This is a genomic window from Brevibacillus halotolerans, assembly GCF_026891775.1.
Taxonomy (GTDB): domain Bacteria; phylum Bacillota; class Bacilli; order Brevibacillales; family Brevibacillaceae; genus Brevibacillus_B; species Brevibacillus_B halotolerans.
This window is the reverse complement of sequence record NZ_JAPTNK010000001.1, coordinates 307,269-330,283: the sequence shown is the minus strand read 5'-3', so window position 1 is coordinate 330,283 and position 23,015 is coordinate 307,269. Positions and strand designations below refer to the sequence as shown.

23 protein-coding genes are annotated in these 23,015 nt (G+C 40.1%); 6 read left to right on the top strand and 17 right to left on the bottom strand.

Annotated elements, in window-relative coordinates:
* Positions 1–14 precede the first annotated feature (14 nt).
* A complete protein-coding gene (locus O0550_RS01415) occupies positions 15–662 on the top strand; it encodes a tetratricopeptide repeat protein (protein ID WP_258425495.1) in 648 nt (215 codons plus the stop codon).
* Between the two features lie 158 nt (positions 663–820).
* Here the strand turns inward: O0550_RS01415 and O0550_RS01410 are convergent, their stop codons facing one another.
* Positions 821–3,115 (bottom strand): thiamine pyrophosphate-dependent enzyme, encoded by a 2,295-nt coding sequence (locus tag O0550_RS01410; protein ID WP_181747217.1) that lies wholly within the window; start codon positions 3,113–3,115, stop codon positions 821–823.
* Between the two features lie 17 nt (positions 3,116–3,132).
* Positions 3,133–4,152, bottom strand: coding sequence for a 2-oxoacid:acceptor oxidoreductase family protein (locus O0550_RS01405; RefSeq protein ID WP_258425494.1), 1,020 nt, complete (start codon positions 4,150–4,152; stop codon positions 3,133–3,135).
* 312 nt (positions 4,153–4,464) lie between these two features.
* Between O0550_RS01405 and O0550_RS01400 the strand changes: the two genes are divergently transcribed.
* Positions 4,465–5,574 carry an acyltransferase gene (locus O0550_RS01400; protein WP_258425493.1) on the top strand — a complete coding sequence of 370 codons (1,110 nt, stop codon included), beginning with the start codon at positions 4,465–4,467 and terminating at the stop codon, positions 5,572–5,574.
* An 86-nt stretch (positions 5,575–5,660) separates the two neighbouring features.
* On the opposite strand, the gene O0550_RS01395 is transcribed toward O0550_RS01400, so the two are convergent.
* The 3 genes from O0550_RS01395 to O0550_RS01385 form a co-directional block, all read right to left on the bottom strand.
* Positions 5,661–6,197, bottom strand: coding sequence for a hypothetical protein (locus O0550_RS01395; RefSeq protein WP_003335141.1), 537 nt, complete (start codon positions 6,195–6,197; stop codon positions 5,661–5,663).
* Between the two features lie 105 nt (positions 6,198–6,302).
* Positions 6,303–7,748 (bottom strand): cardiolipin synthase, encoded by a 1,446-nt coding sequence (cls, locus tag O0550_RS01390; RefSeq protein ID WP_003339051.1) that lies wholly within the window; start codon positions 7,746–7,748, stop codon positions 6,303–6,305.
* A gap of 878 nt (positions 7,749–8,626) precedes the next feature.
* Positions 8,627–9,493 carry a LysR family transcriptional regulator gene (locus O0550_RS01385; RefSeq protein WP_003339052.1) on the bottom strand — a complete coding sequence of 289 codons (867 nt, stop codon included), beginning with the start codon at positions 9,491–9,493 and terminating at the stop codon, positions 8,627–8,629.
* A 143-nt stretch (positions 9,494–9,636) separates the two neighbouring features.
* Here O0550_RS01385 and O0550_RS01380 point away from each other — a divergent pair, with 143 nt between their 5' ends.
* Positions 9,637–10,593 carry a DMT family transporter gene (locus O0550_RS01380; protein WP_258425492.1) on the top strand — a complete coding sequence of 319 codons (957 nt, stop codon included), beginning with the start codon at positions 9,637–9,639 and terminating at the stop codon, positions 10,591–10,593.
* 94 nt (positions 10,594–10,687) lie between these two features.
* On the opposite strand, the gene O0550_RS01375 is transcribed toward O0550_RS01380, so the two are convergent.
* On the bottom strand, positions 10,688–11,629 hold the full coding sequence (locus O0550_RS01375; protein WP_258425491.1) for an alpha/beta fold hydrolase: 942 nt from the start codon (positions 11,627–11,629) through the stop codon (positions 10,688–10,690).
* Positions 11,630–11,784: 155 nt separating this feature from the next.
* Between O0550_RS01375 and O0550_RS01370 the strand changes: the two genes are divergently transcribed.
* Positions 11,785–12,168: a hypothetical protein gene (locus tag O0550_RS01370; protein WP_003339056.1), complete on the top strand. Its 384-nt coding sequence runs from the start codon at positions 11,785–11,787 to the stop codon at positions 12,166–12,168.
* A gap of 53 nt (positions 12,169–12,221) precedes the next feature.
* Here the strand turns inward: O0550_RS01370 and O0550_RS01365 are convergent, their stop codons facing one another.
* From O0550_RS01365 to O0550_RS01350, 4 genes are all read right to left on the bottom strand, one after another.
* Complete coding sequence (locus tag O0550_RS01365; protein WP_022584519.1) at positions 12,222–12,983, bottom strand: hypothetical protein; 762 nt, start codon at positions 12,981–12,983, stop codon at positions 12,222–12,224.
* 132 nt (positions 12,984–13,115) lie between these two features.
* On the bottom strand, positions 13,116–13,319 hold the full coding sequence (locus tag O0550_RS01360; protein WP_003339057.1) for an aspartyl-phosphate phosphatase Spo0E family protein: 204 nt from the start codon (positions 13,317–13,319) through the stop codon (positions 13,116–13,118).
* A gap of 177 nt (positions 13,320–13,496) precedes the next feature.
* Positions 13,497–13,718: a hypothetical protein gene (locus tag O0550_RS01355; RefSeq protein WP_003335151.1), complete on the bottom strand. Its 222-nt coding sequence runs from the start codon at positions 13,716–13,718 to the stop codon at positions 13,497–13,499.
* Positions 13,715–15,034 (bottom strand): helix-turn-helix domain-containing protein, encoded by a 1,320-nt coding sequence (locus O0550_RS01350; protein ID WP_003335152.1) that lies wholly within the window; start codon positions 15,032–15,034, stop codon positions 13,715–13,717. Before O0550_RS01350 ends, O0550_RS01355 begins: the two co-directional genes overlap by 4 nt.
* Before the next feature lie 215 nt (positions 15,035–15,249).
* On the opposite strand from O0550_RS01350, the gene O0550_RS01345 reads away from it, so the two are divergent.
* Positions 15,250–15,504, top strand: a complete 255-nt coding sequence (locus O0550_RS01345) for a YciI family protein (RefSeq protein ID WP_003335153.1) — start codon at positions 15,250–15,252, stop codon at positions 15,502–15,504.
* A gap of 186 nt (positions 15,505–15,690) precedes the next feature.
* Here O0550_RS01345 and O0550_RS01340 read toward each other — a convergent pair whose 3' ends face one another.
* Positions 15,691–16,170 (bottom strand): MarR family winged helix-turn-helix transcriptional regulator, encoded by a 480-nt coding sequence (locus tag O0550_RS01340; RefSeq protein WP_003335155.1) that lies wholly within the window; start codon positions 16,168–16,170, stop codon positions 15,691–15,693.
* Positions 16,171–16,373: 203 nt separating this feature from the next.
* On the opposite strand from O0550_RS01340, the gene O0550_RS01335 reads away from it, so the two are divergent.
* The gene (locus O0550_RS01335; protein ID WP_276564883.1) at positions 16,374–17,828 is read left to right on the top strand and encodes an NADP-dependent glyceraldehyde-3-phosphate dehydrogenase; all 1,455 of its coding nucleotides are present in this window, start codon (positions 16,374–16,376) and stop codon (positions 17,826–17,828) included.
* Between the two features lie 115 nt (positions 17,829–17,943).
* Here the strand turns inward: O0550_RS01335 and O0550_RS01330 are convergent, their stop codons facing one another.
* The 6 genes from O0550_RS01330 to O0550_RS01305 all read right to left on the bottom strand — a co-directional run bounded on the left by O0550_RS01330 (position 17,944) and on the right by O0550_RS01305 (position 22,975).
* Positions 17,944–18,774, bottom strand: a complete 831-nt coding sequence (locus tag O0550_RS01330; protein WP_003339060.1) for an aldo/keto reductase — start codon at positions 18,772–18,774, stop codon at positions 17,944–17,946.
* A gap of 214 nt (positions 18,775–18,988) precedes the next feature.
* A complete protein-coding gene (locus O0550_RS01325; RefSeq protein WP_003335158.1) occupies positions 18,989–19,585 on the bottom strand; it encodes a hypothetical protein in 597 nt (198 codons plus the stop codon).
* Positions 19,586–20,173: 588 nt separating this feature from the next.
* Positions 20,174–20,413 (bottom strand): hypothetical protein, encoded by a 240-nt coding sequence (locus O0550_RS01320; RefSeq protein WP_003339062.1) that lies wholly within the window; start codon positions 20,411–20,413, stop codon positions 20,174–20,176.
* Between the two features lie 258 nt (positions 20,414–20,671).
* Positions 20,672–21,271 (bottom strand): undecaprenyl-diphosphatase, encoded by a 600-nt coding sequence (locus O0550_RS01315; protein ID WP_003339064.1) that lies wholly within the window; start codon positions 21,269–21,271, stop codon positions 20,672–20,674.
* Positions 21,272–21,327: 56 nt separating this feature from the next.
* Positions 21,328–22,062, bottom strand: coding sequence for an ABC transporter permease (locus tag O0550_RS01310; protein ID WP_003335162.1), 735 nt, complete (start codon positions 22,060–22,062; stop codon positions 21,328–21,330).
* On the bottom strand, positions 22,055–22,975 hold the full coding sequence (locus O0550_RS01305; RefSeq protein WP_258425490.1) for an ABC transporter ATP-binding protein: 921 nt from the start codon (positions 22,973–22,975) through the stop codon (positions 22,055–22,057). The genes O0550_RS01310 and O0550_RS01305 overlap by 8 nt, the downstream gene beginning before the upstream one ends.
* Positions 22,976–23,015: the final 40 nt, after the last annotated feature.

Sequence of the window (23,015 nt, the reverse complement as noted above, 5' to 3'; positions counted from 1 at the left end):
GAAAAGGAGATATTATGGAAAAGAAAGAACTGTTCAAGAAGATATTAGATTTATCACCAGCTCATGATATAGAACAAATTGAATCTTTTATAGATAGCTATCTTCAACTTCATCCCACTGACATTGACATATTGATTCGTGGTGCTGTCTTAGTTTTAAGTCCCCCTGTTGCTGATGTATACAAAAGCTTAGATTATTTAGAAAAAGCGGTAACCATCGACCCTACTAATTATAAAGCTTGGTTTATCCTTTCCCATATTCATGAAACAAGACTGGGAGGTATTGACATCAGGGTCATCGACCATCTTTCTACGTTACATCCAAAGGAAAAAGAAATCCAATCAATCATTGAATTAATAAAAGGATGGTATTATTGTAAAATTGATGACCTAAACCATTGTAAAATCCATTTACAGAAATCAATTGATTTAGCACCTAACTTCGTTTTTAATCGTATAGAATTAGGAAAGCTTCTATTAGACCTAGGGTATAAAACAGAAAGTAAGCATCAATTTAAGATAGCTCTTCAAAACGTTGTTAACATATACCGTATAGAGGAACCCATTACAGATCTAACTGATTATGATGAATTTATTAATGAGAACATCAAAGGCATATACCTTACAGAAGTAGTGGTTGCTGGTTATAAAAAATATCTGTAAAAACCTTACGAAGTACATATTAGAAATGAATGAACACATGTAAATTTAGAACAAGAAATAGCTACTATATTATCTTTCTATTCTCAAAAAAATCGTATAAAAACCCATCTCAGGCTACAACCAGAGATGGGTTTTTTCCAGATAATTCAATTTGGTTTTTATAAAAAAGGACTCTCGTGCTTCGCTTTCAGCATATTCCAGCGACGTTCGATCTCCGTTTCAAATTCCTTGAGTAAGGATTCATTCTCAGGGCGCAGCAGGTGTCTCGTTTTCCCTAACAATTGAAGCCATTCTGTCACTGGTACACGTTTGTTTTTCTCTTCGGGATTAAACGTGATCTTAGTAATGCCCTTCTCTACTTCATATAGCGGGAAGAAGCAGGTAGTAACGGCCGTTTCCACGATAGATTTCCCCTTATCCTCTGGAGCTTTCCAGTTGAGAGGACAGCTAATTAAGATTTTGCCGTAAACCGTACCGACATGCTGTGCATACCATTGTGCTTTTGCCGCCTTTTTAATTAAATCCTGTGGAAAAGCCTCTGTTCCTGTAAAAACATAAGGAATGTTGGTTGCCGCCATGATTTGTACCGTATCTTTATGGTGGAACGCCTTCCCTTGTCGCCCTTCTCCAAGATTGGAGGTAGATGTCATATGCCCCATTGGCGTGGAGTACGACATTTGCGATCCTGTATTCATGTAGCCTTCGTTATCATATTCCAAGATGATTAGCTTATGATTGCGTAATGCTGTACCAATTGCAGGTCCCATTCCAATGTCCATACCACCGTCACCGGAAATCATGATGAAGGTTACGTTGCTCTGATCTACCTCAATTTCCCCTCGGCGTATGCGTTCCCAGAACATCTCCACGACACCTGAGAGTGTGGCAGAACCATTTTGGAATAGGTTATGAATATAATTAACCTTATGAGCAGAATATGGATAACCTGTCGTTACAACCATCGCACAGCCTGTATGGAAGAGAACGACAATGTCACCCTCAATTCCTTTAAAGAACATTTCTAATCCAGAAAAAATTCCACAGCCTGGGCAGGCACCGTGTCCTGGGGCGATACGCTTCGCTTTTTTGGTCAGCATGCGCATTGGTGGTACTTTTACTTTCAAGTCACCGCTCTCTTCATCTTGAGTAACTGTAATAAAGCCACTGGTTTGCTCTTTCGTCAATGGTTCAAGCACGCGTGTTGGACGAGCTTGTTCATCTCCAGGAGTAATGCCATGGTAGTCAAAAGAAGCTACTTTTTCTCCCTGTAATTTTTGTAAGCATAGTGTAAAGAAGGCTTCTGCATCTGAAGCATAAAAGTCTTTACCTCCCAAGCCATAAATCCGCGTTAGGATAGTCGTATCAGCCTTAGCATCCAGCATAGCGGCTTTAATTTCATGACTTATATTCCCGCCATGTGCTCCATAGGAATCCGCCCGCTCCCCTACTAGCACCACTTTTACATGACGCAATGCTTCCTGCACGGCTTTTTTCGGAAAAGGACGGATGATATTTGGAGATACCACACCTGCTTTGATTCCTTTTTCCCGTAAGCTATCTACTACATCGCGGGCGGTATCAGACGCGGAGTTTAGCAAAAACAAAGCTACCTCTGCATCTTCCATTCTATATTCATCCAGCAAGTCATAGCGTCTGCCCGTTAGCTCCTCAAACTCCTTAGCCACATCAAGGAACACCTGCTCCGCCTCGTACATGGCTTGTGACTGCTGGTATTTGTTATTGATATAATCAGGATCGTTCATATATGGACCGATGGTAGTCGGGTTTTTCACATCAGTGGAGTCAACATAGACCGTATTTTCCCCGACAAACTGGGAAACATCGTCTCGATTTGTAAAATACTGCACGCGCCGCTTCTGGTGTGAGGTAAAAAAGCCGTCCGAGGCTACAATTACGGGTAAACGAACATCTTGATGCTCGGCTACACGTAGAGCAAATAGATTCATATCATAAACGGCTTGCGGGTCCTTGGCTAAGAGAATCGGCCAGCCTGTATTAAGTGCATAGTATAAATCAGAGTGATCTCCCCGTATATCCAATGGTCCTGACACTGCTCGTGTTACTAGATTTAAGACCATCGGGAAACGGGTACCGGATTGAACGGGCAACTGCTCCAGCATATACAGTAATCCATTTGCTGAAGTGGCATTGAATACGCGTCCGCCTGCCGTAGAAGCACCATAGCAAATCCCAGCCGATCCATGCTCACCATCTGCTGGTATCATGACGATATCATGCTCTCCATTTGCTTTCATCTCATCTAGATATTCAGCAATTTCTGTTGACGGAGTAATCGGAAAATACCCCATTACATGATAATTGATCTGAGCTGCTGCTTTCGCTGCCATTTCATTACCCGACCTGAAATCAACAGTCTCCGCTACACAGGCTGTGGTTTTTTTTTCTGGTGACGTTGTTGTATTTACACTCATGTCCCTAGCTCCTCCCTTTACGCTCTTACCATTGCAAATGAATGTTTAACGGCATGCTCACGTGCATATTGTTCTTCTTCTCGTTCACGAGTAAGCGATCCAGTTGGACAAACCTCCACGCACTTCATACAGCCCTTACAATATTGATAATCGATACCACGTAAAAACTGCTGAGCACGACCGCGTTTATCTTCCCCCTCTTCCCATACAAAACAGAAATCGGGACAGTGCATTTCACAGGCTGCACAGTGAATACATATCTCTTCGTTAAAATGCGGTAGATAGCCTTGACGAGAGGTACTCAGATCCTTTAACACCGAGTTACCTGGATTTGTAATCACGCCCCCGATCGGCTGTGTTAGATAGCCAAGCACCGTCCCCGTGCTTCTTTGAATAGAGGATTTTCCTTCTTCCATATTTGTTGCCGCAAATGTTGTGAGAGTCCCTTCCGCATACCCTGCATCAAATGTGCGTAGATTAGACTCAACTAGCTTAGGATACTTGGTTTCGAATGTTTCACGAATAATCTGTCTGACAGACTCTGGACGTAGAAAATCTACAACTCGGCATAAGGCGCCCATCATCGCTGTATTAATACGTGTTTTTTCACGCAGAGAAATCCCTAAAGCGTCTACACATAGAATGGTTCCCGCGAGTAGCCCTGTTCGTTCTTTGATTTCTTCAGGCGTTTTCGTCGTATTCACGATCAGAATACCGTCTGATCCTAGGCCAGCCGTACAATTCTGTGTTGATAGCATTGCTTCATGAAATACACCCACTACATGCGGCTCGTCGATAGGGGAAGTGGCACGTAATTTTGTTTCAGGATTGGCAAAACGGACGAAAGCTTTTACGGGGGACCCTTTTTTCTCTGACCCGTAGGAAGAAAAGTTGGAGCCATTCAGCCCCAGATGAATAACGCCAGCTTCTGCGAGCATTTTACCAGCTAAATTTGCCCCTAATCCCCCGATTGATTCTAAACGAATTTCGTATAAGCCTAACTCATTCATCTTTGTCAGCCTTGTTTGTGCATTCAATTTTTACACCCTCCCATTATCCCTATGTAACATCCCTATATCATTACCTTGTCTTACCTGATCTAATGCCGGTTTAGAAATTGTGTTAGTCAATACTGTTTTTTATCTTTCTATCTTTCGTCATTTTAAGTTGTATTGCTAAGAAATATTGTGAAAAACATCACACAGAAAAAAGTTATGCTCCCTTTCCTTTTACATCTAGGAATTAATCCGACTTTTCCAGCTTCTATTTCCATTAGGTAGATATTGAATTGTAATAGGGAAGTTATGTAAAATAGAAAAGTATGACATTTATGAAAGAGGAAAACTATTGTGGAGAATCGTTTAAGAGAATACGATTTTATTCGAGTCTTGTGCGTGCTGGGCGTCATTGCCATCCATGTGACATCGCATTTTGTTACTCGAACTGATTTCGCTTTTATTTGGAATCAATTATCACGCTTTGCTGTCCCCATGTTCATGCTTTTATCAGGATTCTTTCTTTTTTATCAGGATCGCAAGCTTCAGCTTCACCAACGACCATCCATGAAAAAGCGTATAAAAAGACTGATTATTCCTTACCTCTTATGGACAATCATCTATGCGCTGTATACCCAAAGTGGGTTGCTTCATAATCAGAATTATGTCATGTGGATCGATTATTTATTCAAATCATTATGGCAAGGAAAAGGCTATGTCCATCTGTACTTCATGTTAATTGTCTTTCAATTTTATTTGTTGTATCCATGGCTGCGCTCCTGGTATTATCGCTCACCTAACAGCATGCTAATCGTTAGCTTTATCCTGACAGTAGGCATACAATCGCTGATTTACCTCTCGCAGCATGATAAGGTTGGGTTTCTCCTGCCAAAATTATGGTGGTCCTATAGCATTCCTATCCCAGTCTGGATTTTCTTTTTCACGGCCGGCATGTTTTTAGCCCAATGCAGAGAACACTGGGAAAACTGGCTCAAAGGGAAAACCTTATGGCTGCTTCTGGCTTGGGTCCTTACATTTGGCCTGGTTGTGATGGATACAATATGGTCGCGTACCTATACCCTATCTATTAAGCCTAGCATCATTTTGTACTGCTTCATTTGCTTTTTCCTTTTTTATCATATGGGACGTTTGTTTTATCAGAAAAAAAATCCGCTTCACTCTATCTTCAATTGGATTTCAGAGCAATCCTTTTTGATCTTTCTGTTGCATCCCTTGTTGCTATCCTACTTATCCTCATTAGCTGTGACAAATAAGCTTGAGTTTATGTGGAAAGGGAACCTTGGGATTGTAAATCAGTATTTGATTACGGTCATAGTCACTTTGCTAATTACCTATCTCTTGTCCCGCTTTTCTTGGATACATCTTTTGGGCGGAGTTCCTTCCAAAAGGCGAGCGAAAGGCATAGCGGCAAATGTAACTCATACACCCAACCAAACAACCTAAATGTAAACATCGCTTTCGATACAAAAAAGATGCTTGAAATAACTTCCTGAGTCATTTCCAAGCATCTTTTTATTTTCCTCTTACCATCATGGATTATGAATTGCATTGTATTCCTCAATCAGCGGATTTGCATCATAATCCCGAGCTATTTTCCATTGCTCGCCCTCTTTTACCAAATCCATCTGTCCATTCGTTGTTATGACTTTATTCTGCTTACCGTCAGCATAAGCTAATTCCAGCTCCATGTTATAATGGTAGGTTATTTTGTCCATTTCCTCGGCGGCTTTCTCCATAGTCAGCTTCTTGAGCTTGATGTTAGCTTGCCTCCCTCTGGCCACCTCATAGCTAAGCAATTGTTCACGGTTCTTTACATGCGATTCAAAGGCTTTTTCAGTTAGATAGGGTTTGACCGCATCGTTCATTGCTGCAAGCTCAGTCACATTCATCTTTTGTACATCTTTTTCAGTCTTGAAATCCCCAACCTCATACTGTGCCTTCTTAAAATTCATAGCGATTTCCAAGGCCTGCTGCTCCATTGTGGAAGTCGAACTAGGGGTTGAACAGCCTTGAACGAGCAAAAACATCATCATTACAAGCATACCTGTAATTCTGAAACGCCCCATTAACATCACCTCCTATGCCTATATTTTATCAATTCCAGATTATTTTTTCCAATTTTATACACAGGGCGTGTCCCCTTTAATCAGGTGACACGCCCATATATTAGCCTATAAAATAGGAGATAATAACCGTGCAATCGACTCCTGAAAACGGAGTAGACGTGGACGGTTGTTGTATTCTTCTAGCGTCAGCTCCGTGCAATGAGAAATATCCTGTAAAAAGATTTCCTCCAGTTTTCTTGAAGTTTGACTGTCGTAAATAATTGCGTTCACTTCAAAGTTTAGCTTGAGACTGCGAATATCTAAGTTAGCTGTACCGACAGTTGCTAAACTGCCGTCCACCATCATTGTTTTTGCATGCAAAAATCCCTTTTCATAAAGATAACAACGCGCTCCTGCCCCTAATAACTCACCTATGTATGAAGAAGATGCCCACTGAACCAATCGATTATCTGAGCGTTTCGGAATCATAATCCTTACATCAATACCCGAAAGTACAGCGATCTTCAAATCGTTTAATAAGCTTTCATCTGGTACAAAATACGGTGTTTGCAGGTATAGACTCTTTTTCGCAGAATGAATCATTTTTAAATAATTGTATTGAATACGCTGATATCTGGAAGTAGGGCCACTTGTGACTACTTGTAGGGCAACCTGTCCAGACCCCCTCCATCTCGGAAAATGCTCCTCTGTGTAAAGAATGTTTTGACCTGATGCCAGATTCCAGTCAAGCAAAAAAGTGATTTGTAGCGACGAGACTGCCAATCCCTCTATTCGAAGGTGCGTGTCGCGCCAATCGCCTAGCACTTGATCTAGGCCAAGATACTCATTCCCTACATTAAAACCACCAACAAAGCCAATTTTACCATCCACAACGGCGATTTTTCGGTGATTACGATAATTCAAACGGAAATTAAGATAAGGAATAGGGGAAGAGAAAAAGACCGCCACTTCGCCCCCTGCCTGCTTTAATTCATCAAAAAAATTCTTTTTGATGCCAAGCGAGCCAATATCATCATATAATACTCGGACTTTTACTCCTTGTTTTGCTTTTTTTACAAGGAGATCAACTAATCGACCTCCTAGCGCATCCTGACGAAAGATATAGTACTGCAAATGAATGTGATCTGTCGCCTGCTCAAAGCTGGCAAATAAAGCTTCAAACTTTTCCTTCCCGCTTGTGTATATCTCTACTTCATTGTCTTGAGTAAGTAACGTCTTATTGGTAGTCACATTCATATAGACGAAATCACGATAAGTCTCCACCGAGGCATCCTGATAAACAAGCTTATCCTGCTGAAGCTTCTGTTTTTGCCATCTGACCATATCATTAAGGGTTTTATTTTCCCGCTGATTGATCCGATACAATTTACGCCCACTTAAATTGCGTCCCAAAATCACGTATATGAAAAAGCCTAAACCAGGAATAAAAAATAGAACCAAAATCCAAGCCCAGGTAGCCGTAGCATTGCGTCGCTCCAAAAAGATGAGTGCCATCGCTAGGAAAATGTTAATGACAGATAAACCGAGATAAATTTGGCTGATGGGCCCCATGTATAGTTAACACCCCGCTGACTCTTACATTCCTTTATGTTCTACCTCATATAAGGGTTTATGTATGATTTCTATTTTATCATGTCCTTCCTTTTCCAGCATGTATGGAAAAAAGAAGCGCCCATTCATGAGCGCCTCTCACAACCTTCTAGCAGACAATTTTACAACGACGTCTTCTTCTGTGGTGTCTATGGTGTCTACGGTGATGTCTATGGTGTCTACGATGATGTCTGTGGTGTCTTCTGTGTCTTCTACGTCTTCTTCTCAAGTCGCGAAGAGCGCGTCTTAGGAATCGTTTTGCGCGACGGATATTTCTTCTCGCTCTCCGAACATCTCTGTTACTGACACATCTACGTCTGCGTCTTCTTCGTCTGTGACATGATGACATAACTTGATCACCTCTACTTGTAGTTTTGGGGAACGATGGAGAAGATAATAATCTCCTAGACACTTCCAAAACTTAAACAATATCCCCACTAACATACAATGCAAAAGGTATGAGCTTCGATACAGACAGATATGCTGAGTCAAAGGCCTAAATTTATTTCTACCCAGTTATCTTTCAACTGTGCTTCTTAACAACGAAATTAGGCCTAGTCGAAAGCATAGATTTATTAGCTAGATGAATGAACATGCATCCGTTTATATATGGAAAAAATCAAATTTCTACTAGAAATATCAAATTGTGGTTTAAACCTTAAAATAACCTTAATAACATAAAGCTATTCTTAATTATTACGTTTTTTTATTGTTTTTATCTGATTTCCTTATATAATTTGCCATAGGTTGCAATTCTGTCAAAATAAAATTTTGCATTTCTTCTCACAAATAACGTTCGCCATACGTTATTTTTTTTTATGCAGGGAGATTAGGGAGATTTATTCCCGATGTTGTTCATGAAACTGATCAATTTGCTGTAAAAAACAGCGCATGGTATTTGTCAGAAAGGAGTCTTTTCTGCGGATGAATACTGTTGTTACCTGATTATATCCCTCAGGTAATGTAAAATGACGGATGTTTCCTTCCGAATGTAATCGCAACACTGTTGATTTTGGTACAAGTGAAACGCCAAGCCCTGACTCTACTACTGCTAAGATCGTTTCCAACGTGCCAAACTCCATTATTTTGGTAGGCGTGATCCCCTGTGTTGATAACCACTGAGTCAATCTCGCCCGATACCCGCAGCCTGATCGGAATACGAGGAGCGGCCTGCTTTTACATTCCTCTAATGTAAGAATGCCTTTTCCAGCCACTAACACAAGCTCTTCCTCCATGACATGCTCCTGTACAATATCTGGATGCTGTATAGGTCCACTTACAAAAGCCCCGTCTAACTGATATTGCAGTACATCACTTACTAGATGCTGCGTAACTCCTGACACTAAAGATAAATCGACCCGCGGGAACTTTTTGTGATAAGACGACAAGATGATAGGCAGCGCCGAAACGGTTTCAACCGAGCCAATCAGCAATGGTCCAGATGGGTCCTCGCTGGTTTGAAAGGATTGCTGCATTTCTTCCATTAACGCCAGCATTTTTTGGGTATAGCCTAGCAGCTTACGCCCGTCTTCATTTATCGTCACGCCTCGACGGTGTCGATGAAACAGCGATGTTCCTAGTTCCTTTTCTAGCTGCTGAATCCGAGCCGTTACGTTTGATTGAACATAATTTAAGCGTTTGGCGGCCTGGCTCACACTACCTTCCTCGGCTACTATTTGAAAAATACGCAGATCGCTTATTTCCATTCTCTCTTCCTCTTTCTACACGTTACATTTGATATCAATTATAGTGATAGCTAATATCAATTTCAATCATTTTACATGATAGTGTTTTCGACATATGATGTTCAACGTAAGATTTTTTAGAGAGAGAAAGGTAGAGAGAGAAAATGAAGACAGACAACATCATGAGGGGAGCCTTCCTTTGCTTAGTAGCAAGTGTAGCTTGGGGAGCTATGTTTCCAGTTGCAGAAAGTGCATTTGAATTTATTGATCCATTTTATTTCTCTGTTATTCGCTATTCTGTTGTTTCCCTCATTTTACTTGGTTTATTAGTCTGGAAAGAGGGTTTAAAAGCCTTACGTTTGGAAGGTCGTGGATGGTCCTTGTGGTTTTTTGGGACAATGGCTTTCACCGGCTACAATCTATTAGTATTTTGGGGACAAAATCAATTAGGGACCTCAGGGGTCATTCTGGCCTCCGTCATGGAAGCATTGATGCCAATGCTGTCTGTGTTGGTTCTATGGATGTATAAATCAAATAAACCAAAACCGTTTACGATTGGTTGCATCGCAGTAGCTTTAGTAGGGGTATTTATGGTAATTACAAAAGGAGATGTAAAAGCCTTTTTAGTTGGTGGAAGCAGTATTTTCGCTGTTTTCCTTATCTTCATCGGAGTGCTAGGATGGGTAATCTACACAATTGGAGGCAATCACTTTACTACCTGGTCCGTTTTACGCTATTCCACATTAAGCTGCGTTCTGGGCACCTTCACTTCGGTAGTAGTGGTTCTATCTCTAACTGGATTACATTTTATACATGTGCCTACTATGAGCTCAATCCTAGCTGCTAGCAATGAATTTGCTTTTATGATTATTGTTGCTGGTGTGGTTGCTTTGATTAGTTGGAACGCTGGAATTAAGCTGTTATCACCAATTAACGGAACCTTATTTATCAACTTTGTACCTGTTACCACCTTTATCATTTCCGTTATGCAAGGCTATAACATGACTATTTATGATGTAGGTGGCACAATGCTAATCATTATAGCCTTAGTATGTAACAACATGTATCAACGTAAGCAAGCAAAAGAGCTAGTGCCTACACGCGCATCTGTAGTAAAATAAATCGAAAAAAATTCCCCTCGAATGCTTTGCTAAGACGGCAAAAGACAATCGAGGGGATTTGTGTATAGCCAAAAAGGAATAACCTAGTAACTGTTTAACCACGAGTACGCTCCACCTGTTTATTGAGCCATTCTAAGCAATCCTGCATGACTTCCTTTCGATTTATGTCATTTAACAGCTCATGTCTACCTTCTTGGTATAATTTATAAGACATTTGCTGCAATTGTAGCTCCTCATACCTTTCTACAAGCTTGCGAACTCCTTTGCCTCGCATTCCTACTGGGTCCTGATCACCTGCAATGATGAAGACAGGCAGGTCTTTCGGTATTTGTTGCAGATATGGCTTTTGTTGAATCTCGCGTAGCATTTTAAAAAAGTCGCGATAAAAGCTGGTAGTCGATACCCCGCCACAGTAAGGATCGTCAATAAATTTATCCACTTCAATCGGATCTCTGCTCAGCCAATCAAACTGTGTACGCGGTGACTGAATATGACGATTAAAGCTACCAAAGGCTAAGGAATCGATCCATCTACTGCGGTATTGATCCCCACGCATAGCTGTAATGAGATGGGTAACCCCTAATCCCGCAAGTAATTCTACTCCGCGACTGCCATTACTGCCTGATAAAATAATTCCGTCTATCAACTGTGAAAATTCATACATATATTTTTGGCCTAAGAATGAACCCATACTGTGAGCAAACAAAAACAAGGGCTGATTCGGTTGTTCATCATGAATGATCTGACTAAGCTGAGCCATATTATTGACCATCCATACAAATCCATCGTGTCCCACATAGCCCAATTTCTCGATACTACCTGCTGTTTTACCATGTCCGCGATGATCATTTGCATACACCACATAGCCTGCATCTGTTAAAAATCTAGCAAAACGTTCATATCGTTTGGCTGTTTCTGTCATGCCATGAGCAATTTGCACGACTCCCTTCACTTCTTCCTGATTGTCAGGAGACCAATGATAAACGAAAAGAGTAAAGCCCTGTTTATCCGTAAAGGTAAAGGTCCTTGATCTCATAACTGATCTTCCTTCCTGTATCTGCCTCACTACAAGTAGTGTATCAGGTTTTTAGGATAAGCGAAATTAAATAAGGTGAAGGCAATAAGCTGTTATGATCGGCTAATATTTTGACCATACTGAAAAGCAAAACGATGAAAAAGGAGCACTCCGCCATGGCACATTTTCAATTTGTCTGGGATGATCCGCTTGTGAAGACCCATCCACAAATCTGGCAGGGAAATCGCTACCAAATTACTATCGAGCCTTACGAGGACCACTCCTATTTATCATTGTGGGAAAACGGACAAATCGTTCGTTGGATCGATCCGTCAGGGCCTGCTTTTCATTATCAATCATTACATTTTCTCCCCTTTTCATCACAAGTGTTAGCCTGGGGGGAACAAACGGTTACCAAAGGTGTAAAGCCCTGCCTTCATTGTCGTAGATACCACTTATTAGACTCCCTAGCAGCAAGAAAAATGCATCCTTATCCCCCGCTATGTCGCAACTGTCGCTGTGCATCTCTTATAACCAAATCCTACTCTACTTATCATTAGCCTTGTCTATAAAGCAGAAAAAGAGAGGAGACAATTGTCCTCTCTTTTTGATGTTACTTTGTTCCCTCATGCTGAAGTCCATTCTTATCTTTCCATTTTTTATTCAATATCTTTTCGATCTTGCCGCTAACCTTGAGCTTTATTTCATCTGCCTTTTCCTGAGAAAGATGTCCATCCTCTACAGCTTTCTCAATACGCTCCATATATGCTTTTTGTAATAGAGCTGCCACTGCCTGCGTAGAAACTCCTTGGCTTTGGGCAATCTCATTTAGAGATTTTCCGCTTATCCAAGTTAATTTCAATTGCTCCCTATCCATTTTTAGCAACGTAAGAAGCTCCTGATTCTCCCACGGTGCTAGCTTTCCTCTCCTGATATGCTTTCTCTTTTCATCACGAAAGGTACCTTCTACAAGGCGAGTCGCTCTTTTCGTAGCATGTTCTTTTACTTTTTCAGCACGTTCCTTCGTCATGCGGCCATTCTTTACTGCTTCATCGAGCTTGGCCATGTGTTGCATTTTAAGTAGTTGGATCACCTTTGCTTTATCGACACCGCGACTATTAGCTATGTCAGCCAAACTTTTTCCTTTGTTTAATTCAGTAAGCAATTGTTCTCTAGATAGGTGTAATAGGGATTGCAGTGCAGAGTTATCTATGAAGTGATTTCGATGCATGATCTCAGTAGGAAGGGGGACAGGGGCAGCTACAGAATAAATCGTACTAGATGGTAGCATTTCTTGCGTTGCATCAGCAGAGCTTGTGCTAAAAAGGAACGCAGTAGCAGTAAATATCAAACCCCAGGAAGCTTTATATAGCATAAACAAAAACATCCTCTCTAAGAATCAGTAATGGTCTTTAAAACAATCCCATCATCTGGGTTCTTAGTTAGGAATGTGGAATTATCAGCAAAAATATACGATATGTCAGCTTTGATTTTTTCATGGACAGGATCAACAGTGCTCTCTCTCTTCCATTTGTCTACTCTTCTTATACTGCTGAAAGCGTTGACTTTGTAGTTGGAGCACGTATTCATCCAGTTCCTTGCTTAAAGCCACAACCGTTGGATGAGAAAAACTACCTTTCTCTTGAACTAGAACAACCAGTTGTTGTTGCAATGTGATGACCATGTCTTTGATGGGAGGGGCATGCTTCAATATTCCGCTCACCTTATCTCACAAACCTTTCTCCAGCAATTTAAAATTTTATATAATGATAAAGTAACGTGATAAGTTACAGGTGTTTTCCATTTTTTTATCACTTTTTCTTAAAATAGAAGAAAAAGAGCTGCCACCCAATGTCATGAGCGACAGCAACACCTACTTTCCATTTTTCTATTTTGGTCTAGCTCCGTTATCACAAATTCTACCCTGATCTGTGCCATGATTATCTTTTTCAGTGCTATTCTCAGTACAGTTGTTATCTTTCTCTTTATCGTTGTTTCCAAGTCCTGTACCGCTGCTGTAATCAATCGGTTTAGCGCCATTGTCTGCTAGTGCCGCTGTTGGGGCTGTAAACGCCATTACTAATCCAATAACGATTAACACTTTTTTCATGCGAATTCACCCTCCTTCCATTCTTTTAACAAATTCCAATAGAGACGCTGTTGTTCTTGAGTTGCATGAATTCTATGTGTTTCAAACATATAAAGCAACTCCCCTAGTTCTTGTTGCTTCTGAAGAGAGAGTGCTTTATTTATTGCTTTTAACAATTGATCGATACCCTCTTTATACAAAGCTAGTTCGAAATACATTTGAGAGGCAACCTGAAAAAGATTAAAACGATATTTATTAATTAATATATTTTCCTCAGGGGCTAAACGCTTGGCAAACATCTCAAAAATATGACGGGCTAACAGTGCTCGATTAGCATCTAATAGCTTCCTGATGACAATCGACAGACCTGATTCTCGCTGATCCTGCTGAGATAGCCAGCTTACATAGGTCAGAAGGTTGTCCAAATCACCTGAGGTAATTTCGATCATCATGCGATTCCCGTATCCGACATTCTGAAACGGTTTATACTTAGAATACAGATCGGTTAGACGCATAGCCTCCTGATAATCCTCTGTTTCCTTTAGCGCAAAGCTTTTAATCATCAGACAGTGATTATAAATGTCAATATTCTGACCCTTTGCCAGCTTCTCTAAGATATCAGCATAATGCAATACCTTTTCCCAATCGCTAGCAATATAAAAATACATCATTACTCGATCATAGGCTTTGATTTTTTCCTGTAGCGGCAATCGATTAATGACAGATAGTAGCATTACTAATTTTTCATAAGATTCTTTTACATCAAAGCGCATAATATAAAAGATTCGAAAATAGCAAATGGCTAATTGCTCCGAATGATAGTCAGCCTCATTGTTTACATAATAATTATAGAGAAAAAGAGCTTGCTGATACTCTGATTCCTTATAAGTGGGAACTCCAGGATATTTTAACTCTGCTTGTTCAAAAATAGAATCCGCAATCGTATAAATCACATCGAGCTTTTTATTATCCTGCTCCAACAGCATTTCCAATAGCTGAAACGCTATATCATACTTCCCAACCTCTAGGCAACGCCTTAGAAACTTTTCGTATTTGTCCTTAATAAATACCAAATGGACACTTTTGAGCCGCTGTTCGATGCACTCTCCAAAAAACAGATGATAAAAAGCCCCTTCTTCCAATTCAAACACTACGGTCAATTTATCTAAGCTCTCCAGCGTAAACGAATGGTTACCATTAATGGCCTTGGTAAATCCGCTTCTTTCAATGGAAATCAGCTGGGCTGTTTCCGCTTGCGTCAATCTTTTTTGTTTCATATGCTTGCGGATCGTATCGCGTAATTCCTCACGCGTCCATTCCAGTTCGGAACGAAACACTGTTCATCCCCCCCAGCTCTCTTTTCCTCCAACATAAATCTACTAACCTAGCCTTAATTTTACAATATTTTACATGGTTTTGCTACCTTTTTTGATACATCAAACCTGTTTCAAAGCTTTCTTTGTACATATAAAAATGAAGCCATTAACATCGCAAACCCTGCTGAATTTTGATACAATAAAAAGAAAACCTGTTAGCTAAAGGAGATTTCAAAATGGCTCACTTCGCTGCAATTTTACATATGAAAAATCCAGAGAAAAATCAAGAATTTCGCCCTCATCATCTTGAATATCTCGAAAAGCTAAAAGCAGAAGGCAAAATCTTCGCGAAAGGGCCTTTTGCCGATGGTTCAGGCGGGATGGTAATCTATATTGCTGATACGTTAGAGGAGGCTACACAAATAGCTGAATCTGATCCTTATGTAGTAGAAGGTGTACGCCGTCTGGAATTGCATCAATGGAATATATAGGAAAATCTACAAAGAAAAAAACCGCTCAGCAGTCGTTTGAGCGGTTTTTGTGTATGTCCATAGGTAACAAAAAAACAAATATACATGTAAATCGGGATTCTTTTATTTATTAACGGGTTACTTTTAGACCGCTTACATCTTTTTAAAGGTCATCTAGCTTTTTTGGCAATCTTGTTTTCCTGCCGCTTACTCTTTGTCAGCCTCAATACAGCAGTAGGTTTTGTTTTTATTTAATTCATGGATACGTTCTAGCATCGCTTGCATCTGCTCTAGTAACGGTCCAAATTCCTCCATAGAGATCGCCGTACTTTCCACTAAGGCATTTTTAATCCCATTCGCTCTGCTTTGAAGCTGTTTCCCCTTCTCTGTAATTGTAATATTGACGGTTCGCTCATCAGTGGTAGAGCGCTCCCTTTTCACTAGCTCCATGGCTTCCAGTCTTTTTAGCATCGGTGTCAACGTACCTGAATCCAAATAAAGGAGCTGCCCTAGCTGCTTCACCGTACAGGAATGCTCGTCCCATAAAATTAAAAGCACTAAATATTGTGGATAGGTAAGTCCCATTTCTTCTAAATGCGGGCGATACAACCGACAAATCTCACGAGAACAGGCATAAATCGAAAAACATAGCTGTTGATCTAGCGCTAGCATTTTCTTGTTATTCATGATTTGTCTCCCCTCTTTTTACACTTCCAATTCAATTGTACACAATTTAGTTTTTGACAAATTAATCTTATGTCAAATATAATGAACGTGTCAATTCATTAACAAACAATTGACCGCGTTACTAAAGTGGTTCAATTTGTACATTAACACATTTTTGGTATCAACGTACCAAAATATTCAATACATCATGGAGGGTACAGACTATGACTACAAAAGCAGCACCTGCACATATGCAATTACCTTACTATATCAACGGTGAGTGGAGAAAAAGCTCCTCTAACGAAACTGTTAAAATATATTCCCCGTATAAAGACGGAGTCGTTGGCGAGGTACAAGCTATCACTCGCGAAGAAGTAGACGAAGCCATCAAGTTAGCGGCTGAAGCACAAAAAGCCTGGGCTGAATTAAGCATTCGTGAACGTGCTACCTATCTCTATAGATGGATTGACGAGCTTTTGGCTATGAAGGACGAAATTGCTGATATCATGATGCAAGAGGTGGGTAAAACCTTTGCTGATGCCCAGAAGGAAGTGGAACGCTCTGCGGATCTCATTCGCTACAACATTGAAGAAGCTATTCATATGTACAACGAAAGCATGAGTGGTGAAAACTTTCCTGGTGGTTCAAAACAAAAAATCGCTATTGTTGAACGTGTTCCACTTGGTGTCGTTTTGGCTATTTCGCCATTCAACTACCCGGTTAACCTGTCTTCAGCTAAAATTGCACCAGCATTGATGATGGGTAATGCAGTAATCTTCAAGCCTGCAACACAAGGAGCTTTGAGTGGTATCAAAATGATTGAAGCCCTACACAAAGCAGGAATTCCGAAAAACATTGTAAACGTAGTAACCGGACGCGGCTCTGTGATTGGTGATTATTTGGTTGAGCATAAAGGAATCAACATGATTACCTTTACAGGCGGAACAGCTACTGGTTATCACATCGCAAGCAAAGCAAAAATGGTACCACTTGTGATGGAGCTTGGCGGTAAAGATCCTGCTATCGTGCTTCCAGACGCTGATTTAAAATTAGCAACGGGTCAAATTATCTCGGGCGCCTACTCTTATTCCGGTCAACGCTGCACCGCCATCAAACGCGTGCTAGTTCAGGATAAAGTAGCTGATCAGCTAACGGATATGCTAGCAGCAGAAGTAGCAAAGCTATCGATCGGTTCTCCGGAAGACAAAGCAACTGTCGTGCCTGTAATCGACACGAAATCTGCTGATTACATTCAAGGTCTCATTGATGACGCGATCGAAAAAGGTGCTAAAGTTTTGACTGGCAACAAGCGTGAAGGCAATTTGATTCATCCAACCCTGCTAGCAGACGTAACGCTTGATATGCGTGTAGCCTGGGAAGAGCCATTCGGTCCTGTTCTGCCAATCATCCGAATTAAAGACGCAGAAGAAGCGATTGAGATTGCAAACAAATCCGAGTTTGGACTTCAAGCAAGTGTCTTTACGAATGATATTAACAAAGCATTCCATCTGGCGAAAAAGCTAGAAACAGGCTCCGTGCAAATTAATGGACGTACAGAACGCGGTCCAGACCACTTCCCATTCATTGGAGTAAAAGGTTCTGGTGTAGGTGTACAGGGTGTTCCAAAAAGCCTGCAATCCATGACACGTGATAAAGTTACGGTCTTGAACTTACAATAATATCCGCTGCGTTTTTACAATCTAGTTTTCATTAGACGCATACAAAAAAACGCCTCTTTTTGATGAGACATGCTCATCATAAGAGGCGTTTTTTACTTACTTGATATTAATTCCATCAGACTAAAAAGAATTCATCTGGGTTGGGACCAAAACGTTGATTTTGATTCAGATCATTGATTCTGCCCATATCTTCATCTGACAATGCAAAGTCAAACAAAGCTGCATTCTCCATAATACGATGCTCTTTAACCGACTTTGGAATAATAACTACACCATTTTGCAAATGCCAGCGAAGCACGATCTGAGCTGGTGTTTTTTCGTATTTTTGTGCCAATTTAGCCAAAACAGGATGATCTAAATTTCCTTGCATCAATGGGCTCCAAGCTTCGACCTGAATGTTGTTCTGTTTGCAATATGTAAGCAGTTCCTTCTGGCTCAGGAGCGGATGCAATTCGATTTGGTTGACCATCGGCTTCACTTCTGCCGTTTTCATCAATTCTTCCAAATGATGCTTGTGGAAATTGCAGACACCTATTGCCCGTACCTTTCCATCCTTGTATAGCTTCTCCAATGCCTTCCATGTATCTACATATTTGTCTGTACCCGGCCAATGGATTAAATACAAGTCAAGATAGTCCAGGCCAAGCTTTTTCAAGCTTTCATCAAAAGCAGCTAGCGTCGTATCGTAGCCCTGATCGCTATTCCATACCTTAGTAGTTATAAATAATTCTTCACGGGGAACTCCAGCTTCAGCAATTGCTTGGCCAACCCCTTCTTCATTCTTGTAGATCATAGCAGTATCAATACTTCTATATCCGTGCTGAATTGCTGTTTTCACTGCGTGAACAACCTGAGCTCCATCATCTACTCTCCATACACCAAGACCAATCCAAGGCATTTTCACTCCGTTTTGGAGTACTGTACAATCTGCGAGATGTTTTATCACTGCTGTTCCCCTCCTCAGCTTTTTAAAAGTGCTGTATGTAACAGCAACAGTTTCATTGTAGCATGTAGAGAATCCATTTATCACCTATTGTGTGTGTTACCTTCTATATTTTCATACATCGAAACGTGTTTAGCATAATTGCATAGCAAAAAAAGAACCCATTTATCATGTAAACGGGTTCTTGCAAGTTGTTTTATTCGTCAAAACGTATCTATTATTTAGAAATTAGTTTGGTTAATTCTGTTGTCTCCGTTAGACGAATAGGTTTGTCGGTATAGGTTTTACCATCTTCGCTATAGTACATTCTGTCACTATCGTTTCCAGAGAAGACAAAGATATCGCTCTTAGAAGTAACCTTAACCGTAGTATTTACTTTCTTGTCGCCTTGTTTTTCTTTGGCCACAATTTCATGCTCTACTGGCTTATCATATACATATTCAATCGCTAGACCTAATTTGGTTGCTTTCTCAATGCTTAGCTCTGTTTCCTGAGTAGGAACGATTTCTCCCACGATACCTACACGTTTGTTTGTCAATTCAACAATTTTTTTGAAATCCGCATCTGTAGATTTTAAAGTCTTTTTGTTACCGTATTTATATACGTTAATTTGACTAGGTTCAGGTAAGCCTTTACTGTCCTTTATTGGCTCCCCTTTAAAATCATTATTAGCTTTTGTTTCCGCTGGTGCCGGTGCTGGTGCCCCTTCTGGGTTTACTTTAGTAGGTTGAGCTTTTTCTCCTGAGTTATTGGAGCAAGCTGTAAGCATAGCACATGCTAGTAGGACAAGCAGGGTCCCCTTCATTTTTTTCATCTTCCTCATCACCTTTCTTTGGACTGCAACTTCTATAAAGAAAGCTGCTGAATGAAACATGCCTTCTATTTTAACATTATTAGCCTGTAATGTGTAACCATCCAAAAACTGCCTTCCTGATTATGTAATAAAGCATTTTCTAGTTTTCTGGGTTTCCGATTCCATTTATTTGATTTACCACCAAAACCCCCCTTTGAATCTGAAAGATATATTCTCTAATGACAGCAACAGGATGATTCGAAGACAATCGAATCATCCTTCCATAAAAAAAATGACCCCAATGGAGAGGGGATCATTCGTGATGCTTTTGTAAATAAAGATTAATTAGGAACAATGAACAAATTTGCGGGAACTGGCACAATGGTTTTTAGTAGATGTCCGTTTTGTCCAGGCAATGCTAGGCGGCCACTACTCCCTATTAAATTGTTACCGTTGCTTTCGGACAACAACCTGACCTGTACCGGTTTTATCACATACATCCATTGTATGAATTTTCGTGTTTTATCTTTTCAGGCTTGTCTTGCCTTGTAGCAACTAGGATCACCATGTAGCATTTAGATGTAGACTTACCTCATGCTCTTTATTTGTTTAAAAATATGCCCACATACTCCCCACAACGTCTTTACCTTTTTTAGGAAATTCCGTGCTACTCTGTTGCTTTGGAGCTTGTCTGTCCCTTACACTAAGATAAGAGAGCGTTTTTTGTTTAAAACGAAGAGATGTTCCTTGGCTTTGGTCGGCGGAAGGGACCTCTCTTTTTTCATGCTCTTTTGATTTCTGGGAAGTTTTATTCCCATCTGTAGGTTCATCTGCCCATACGAGTGCCATCTTGAAATCCTCCATTCTGTCTTGTGAGTTTCGCATTCCGTTAATTTTTACATACATGCTACACAATACTTCCTGTGGTAAATAAGATATTTTCTATTTTATCTTTTTATTCTAAAGAATGTTCCGCCAAGAATATATCAATTGAAAATGTTGAAACGTATGACAAATTGTGCCATTATTCGACAAAGCGACATAATTTTCAGTAAACTGTCTCCATTCCCATAAAAAAACCGCAGGATTAGCTCCGCGGTTTTTTGCTTAAAAATTCTTGGATTTGTTTTTGGCCGGCAAGAATTGTTGTTCTATCTTTTCATAAAGTGCAAGTAACCGTTGTATAAAAGCAAGCCTTGGTACAGCCCAATACACAAACAAGGCCGAGACGATGCCTAATAATGCCCCTGTTATGACATCAACTGGATAATGAACACCTACCCAAACACGAGAGAGTCCTACAAATACAGCGAGGACAAGCCATAGCCAGCCTTCTTTTTTACGCATAAGCCAAAAAGAAGCACAGATGGAAAAGAACAAAATCGAATGATCACTTGGAAACGAATTATCGATCGCATGTTCAACGAGCTGATTGACATCCTGAAGTACCGCAAATGGCTGATAATGCGAATAGAACAGTCCCGCTAATTTTCCAAGTATTTCGGCAAAGATGAAGGTAATCAACGCTTGAATGACCATCATTCGATTTCTATGATCGCGAGTAAACCAATAGACGAGTAAACCCAATCCTAAAAAATACACCATATATTCTGCAATAAAAACCACACCTGGATTTAAAACAGCATACTGTTTCCCTACATCATTAATGGCTCGAAAAACATCAATGTTTAACTCAGAAACGCTCATTTTTGTTATTCCCCCTATTTAAAATAGCAATAATAGCACAACAAGAGAGACGATAATCAATGAACATCCACCTTGTTAACATACACCGTGGTTATAATGAATCCAAGAATCGATGTAAGCAAAATAGATAAATAGGAGTATACGGGAGCATATTCAGCAACAAACCGATTAATAGCCACTGCATGTACCGCTGAATAAGGAAACAATACCCGATATTCTGAATTTGCAAGTGCGACGTTTGCCATCGTGATAACGGCAGTAAATATAATGGTAGGAACATAATTTTTAAACAGAAAGGTTACAAGCATAGTTGGCGTTGACAACAGAAACAGTAGAAATCCACCCATGATATATTGGGAAAAGGATTGTATTAATAAAGCGGTACTTAAACCTTCAAACTGTCCAATACATCCTAAAATCAAAGTCAGTCCCCAAGTCATTATTGTTAATAGTAAAATCCAAATCAACAGTAAAACTAATTTACTTAGAATAAAGCTAGTTCTCGATACGGGGATGGTTAGCAGGTTTTTTAATGTATCTTCCACATACTCCCGATTAAAAAGGTAAGCAGTAATCACTCCATACAGAAGTGTTCCTATGAGCAGAAGTGTATACAAATTCGTATTGTAAAAGGCTTCTTGAAATTCAACAGATGCATGAGGATTTTTCATTTTCATATTTAAAAATCCGATAAATACCATAATCGGAGCTGAAGCCGCTCCTATCATGCTGACAAAAAACATTTTCGCTCTCTTAAGCTTTAGAAGTTCAACATAAAGCAAATTACCCAATAGTCCCACCTCCAATTAACTTCGTGAAGTAATCCTCTAGCTTATCTTCGCTCATCGTTATCTTACTTACTTCAATACCATTCTCTACAAACAATCTGTTCATCTTCCCCTGTTGGCCAAAGTGTGAATACACCCTGATAATTCCGTCTTCGTGCACCCGGTAATCAGATATTTGAAGCTGATCCTCCATCAGCATAGCTGCTTTATTATCGTTAGATACCTGGAACTCAAGGTATTTCCGATTTCTAACTCTAAGCTCTTCAAAGGAGATTTCCTCAAGGAGTCTCCCCTCATGAATAATTCCAATCTGATCTGCCAGTTGTTCTATTTCTGATAAAATATGACTAGAAATCAGAATCGTTATGTTTCTTTCTTGGGCTAGAGATTTAATCAGTCTTCGTATCTCTTTAATGCCAATCGGGTCTAAACCATTGGTTGGTTCATCTAATAGTAACAGCTCAGGATGATGCAGAATGGCTCTAGCAATCCCTAAACGTTGCTTCATTCCCAATGAGTATTTACCGACCAGCTTTTTCGTCTCATGTTGAAGTCCAACGATCTCTAAGGCTTCCTCTATTGCATTTTTCTTATGAACACCCATTAGCTTTGCATTAATAAACAGATTTTCTCTAGCTGTTAAGTTTTCATAGAATCCTGAGGACTCCACAATAGAACCTATTCTTCTTAAAATCTCTTTCTTTTTTTTCAGTAAATTCTCTCCGAATATTTCAATCGTCCCCCGAGTGGGTTTTATTAAGCCTAACAGCATACGAATGGTAGTCGTCTTTCCTGCACCATTCTGACCGAGAAAACCATAAATCTGTCCCTGCCTTACATTCATCTCAAGGTTATTTACAACGATCTGCGTACCATATGCCTTTGTTACATCCGTGGTTTTAATGATTACACTCATGTTGTCCCCCTGCTATTAAACGATTATCACTAGTATTCAT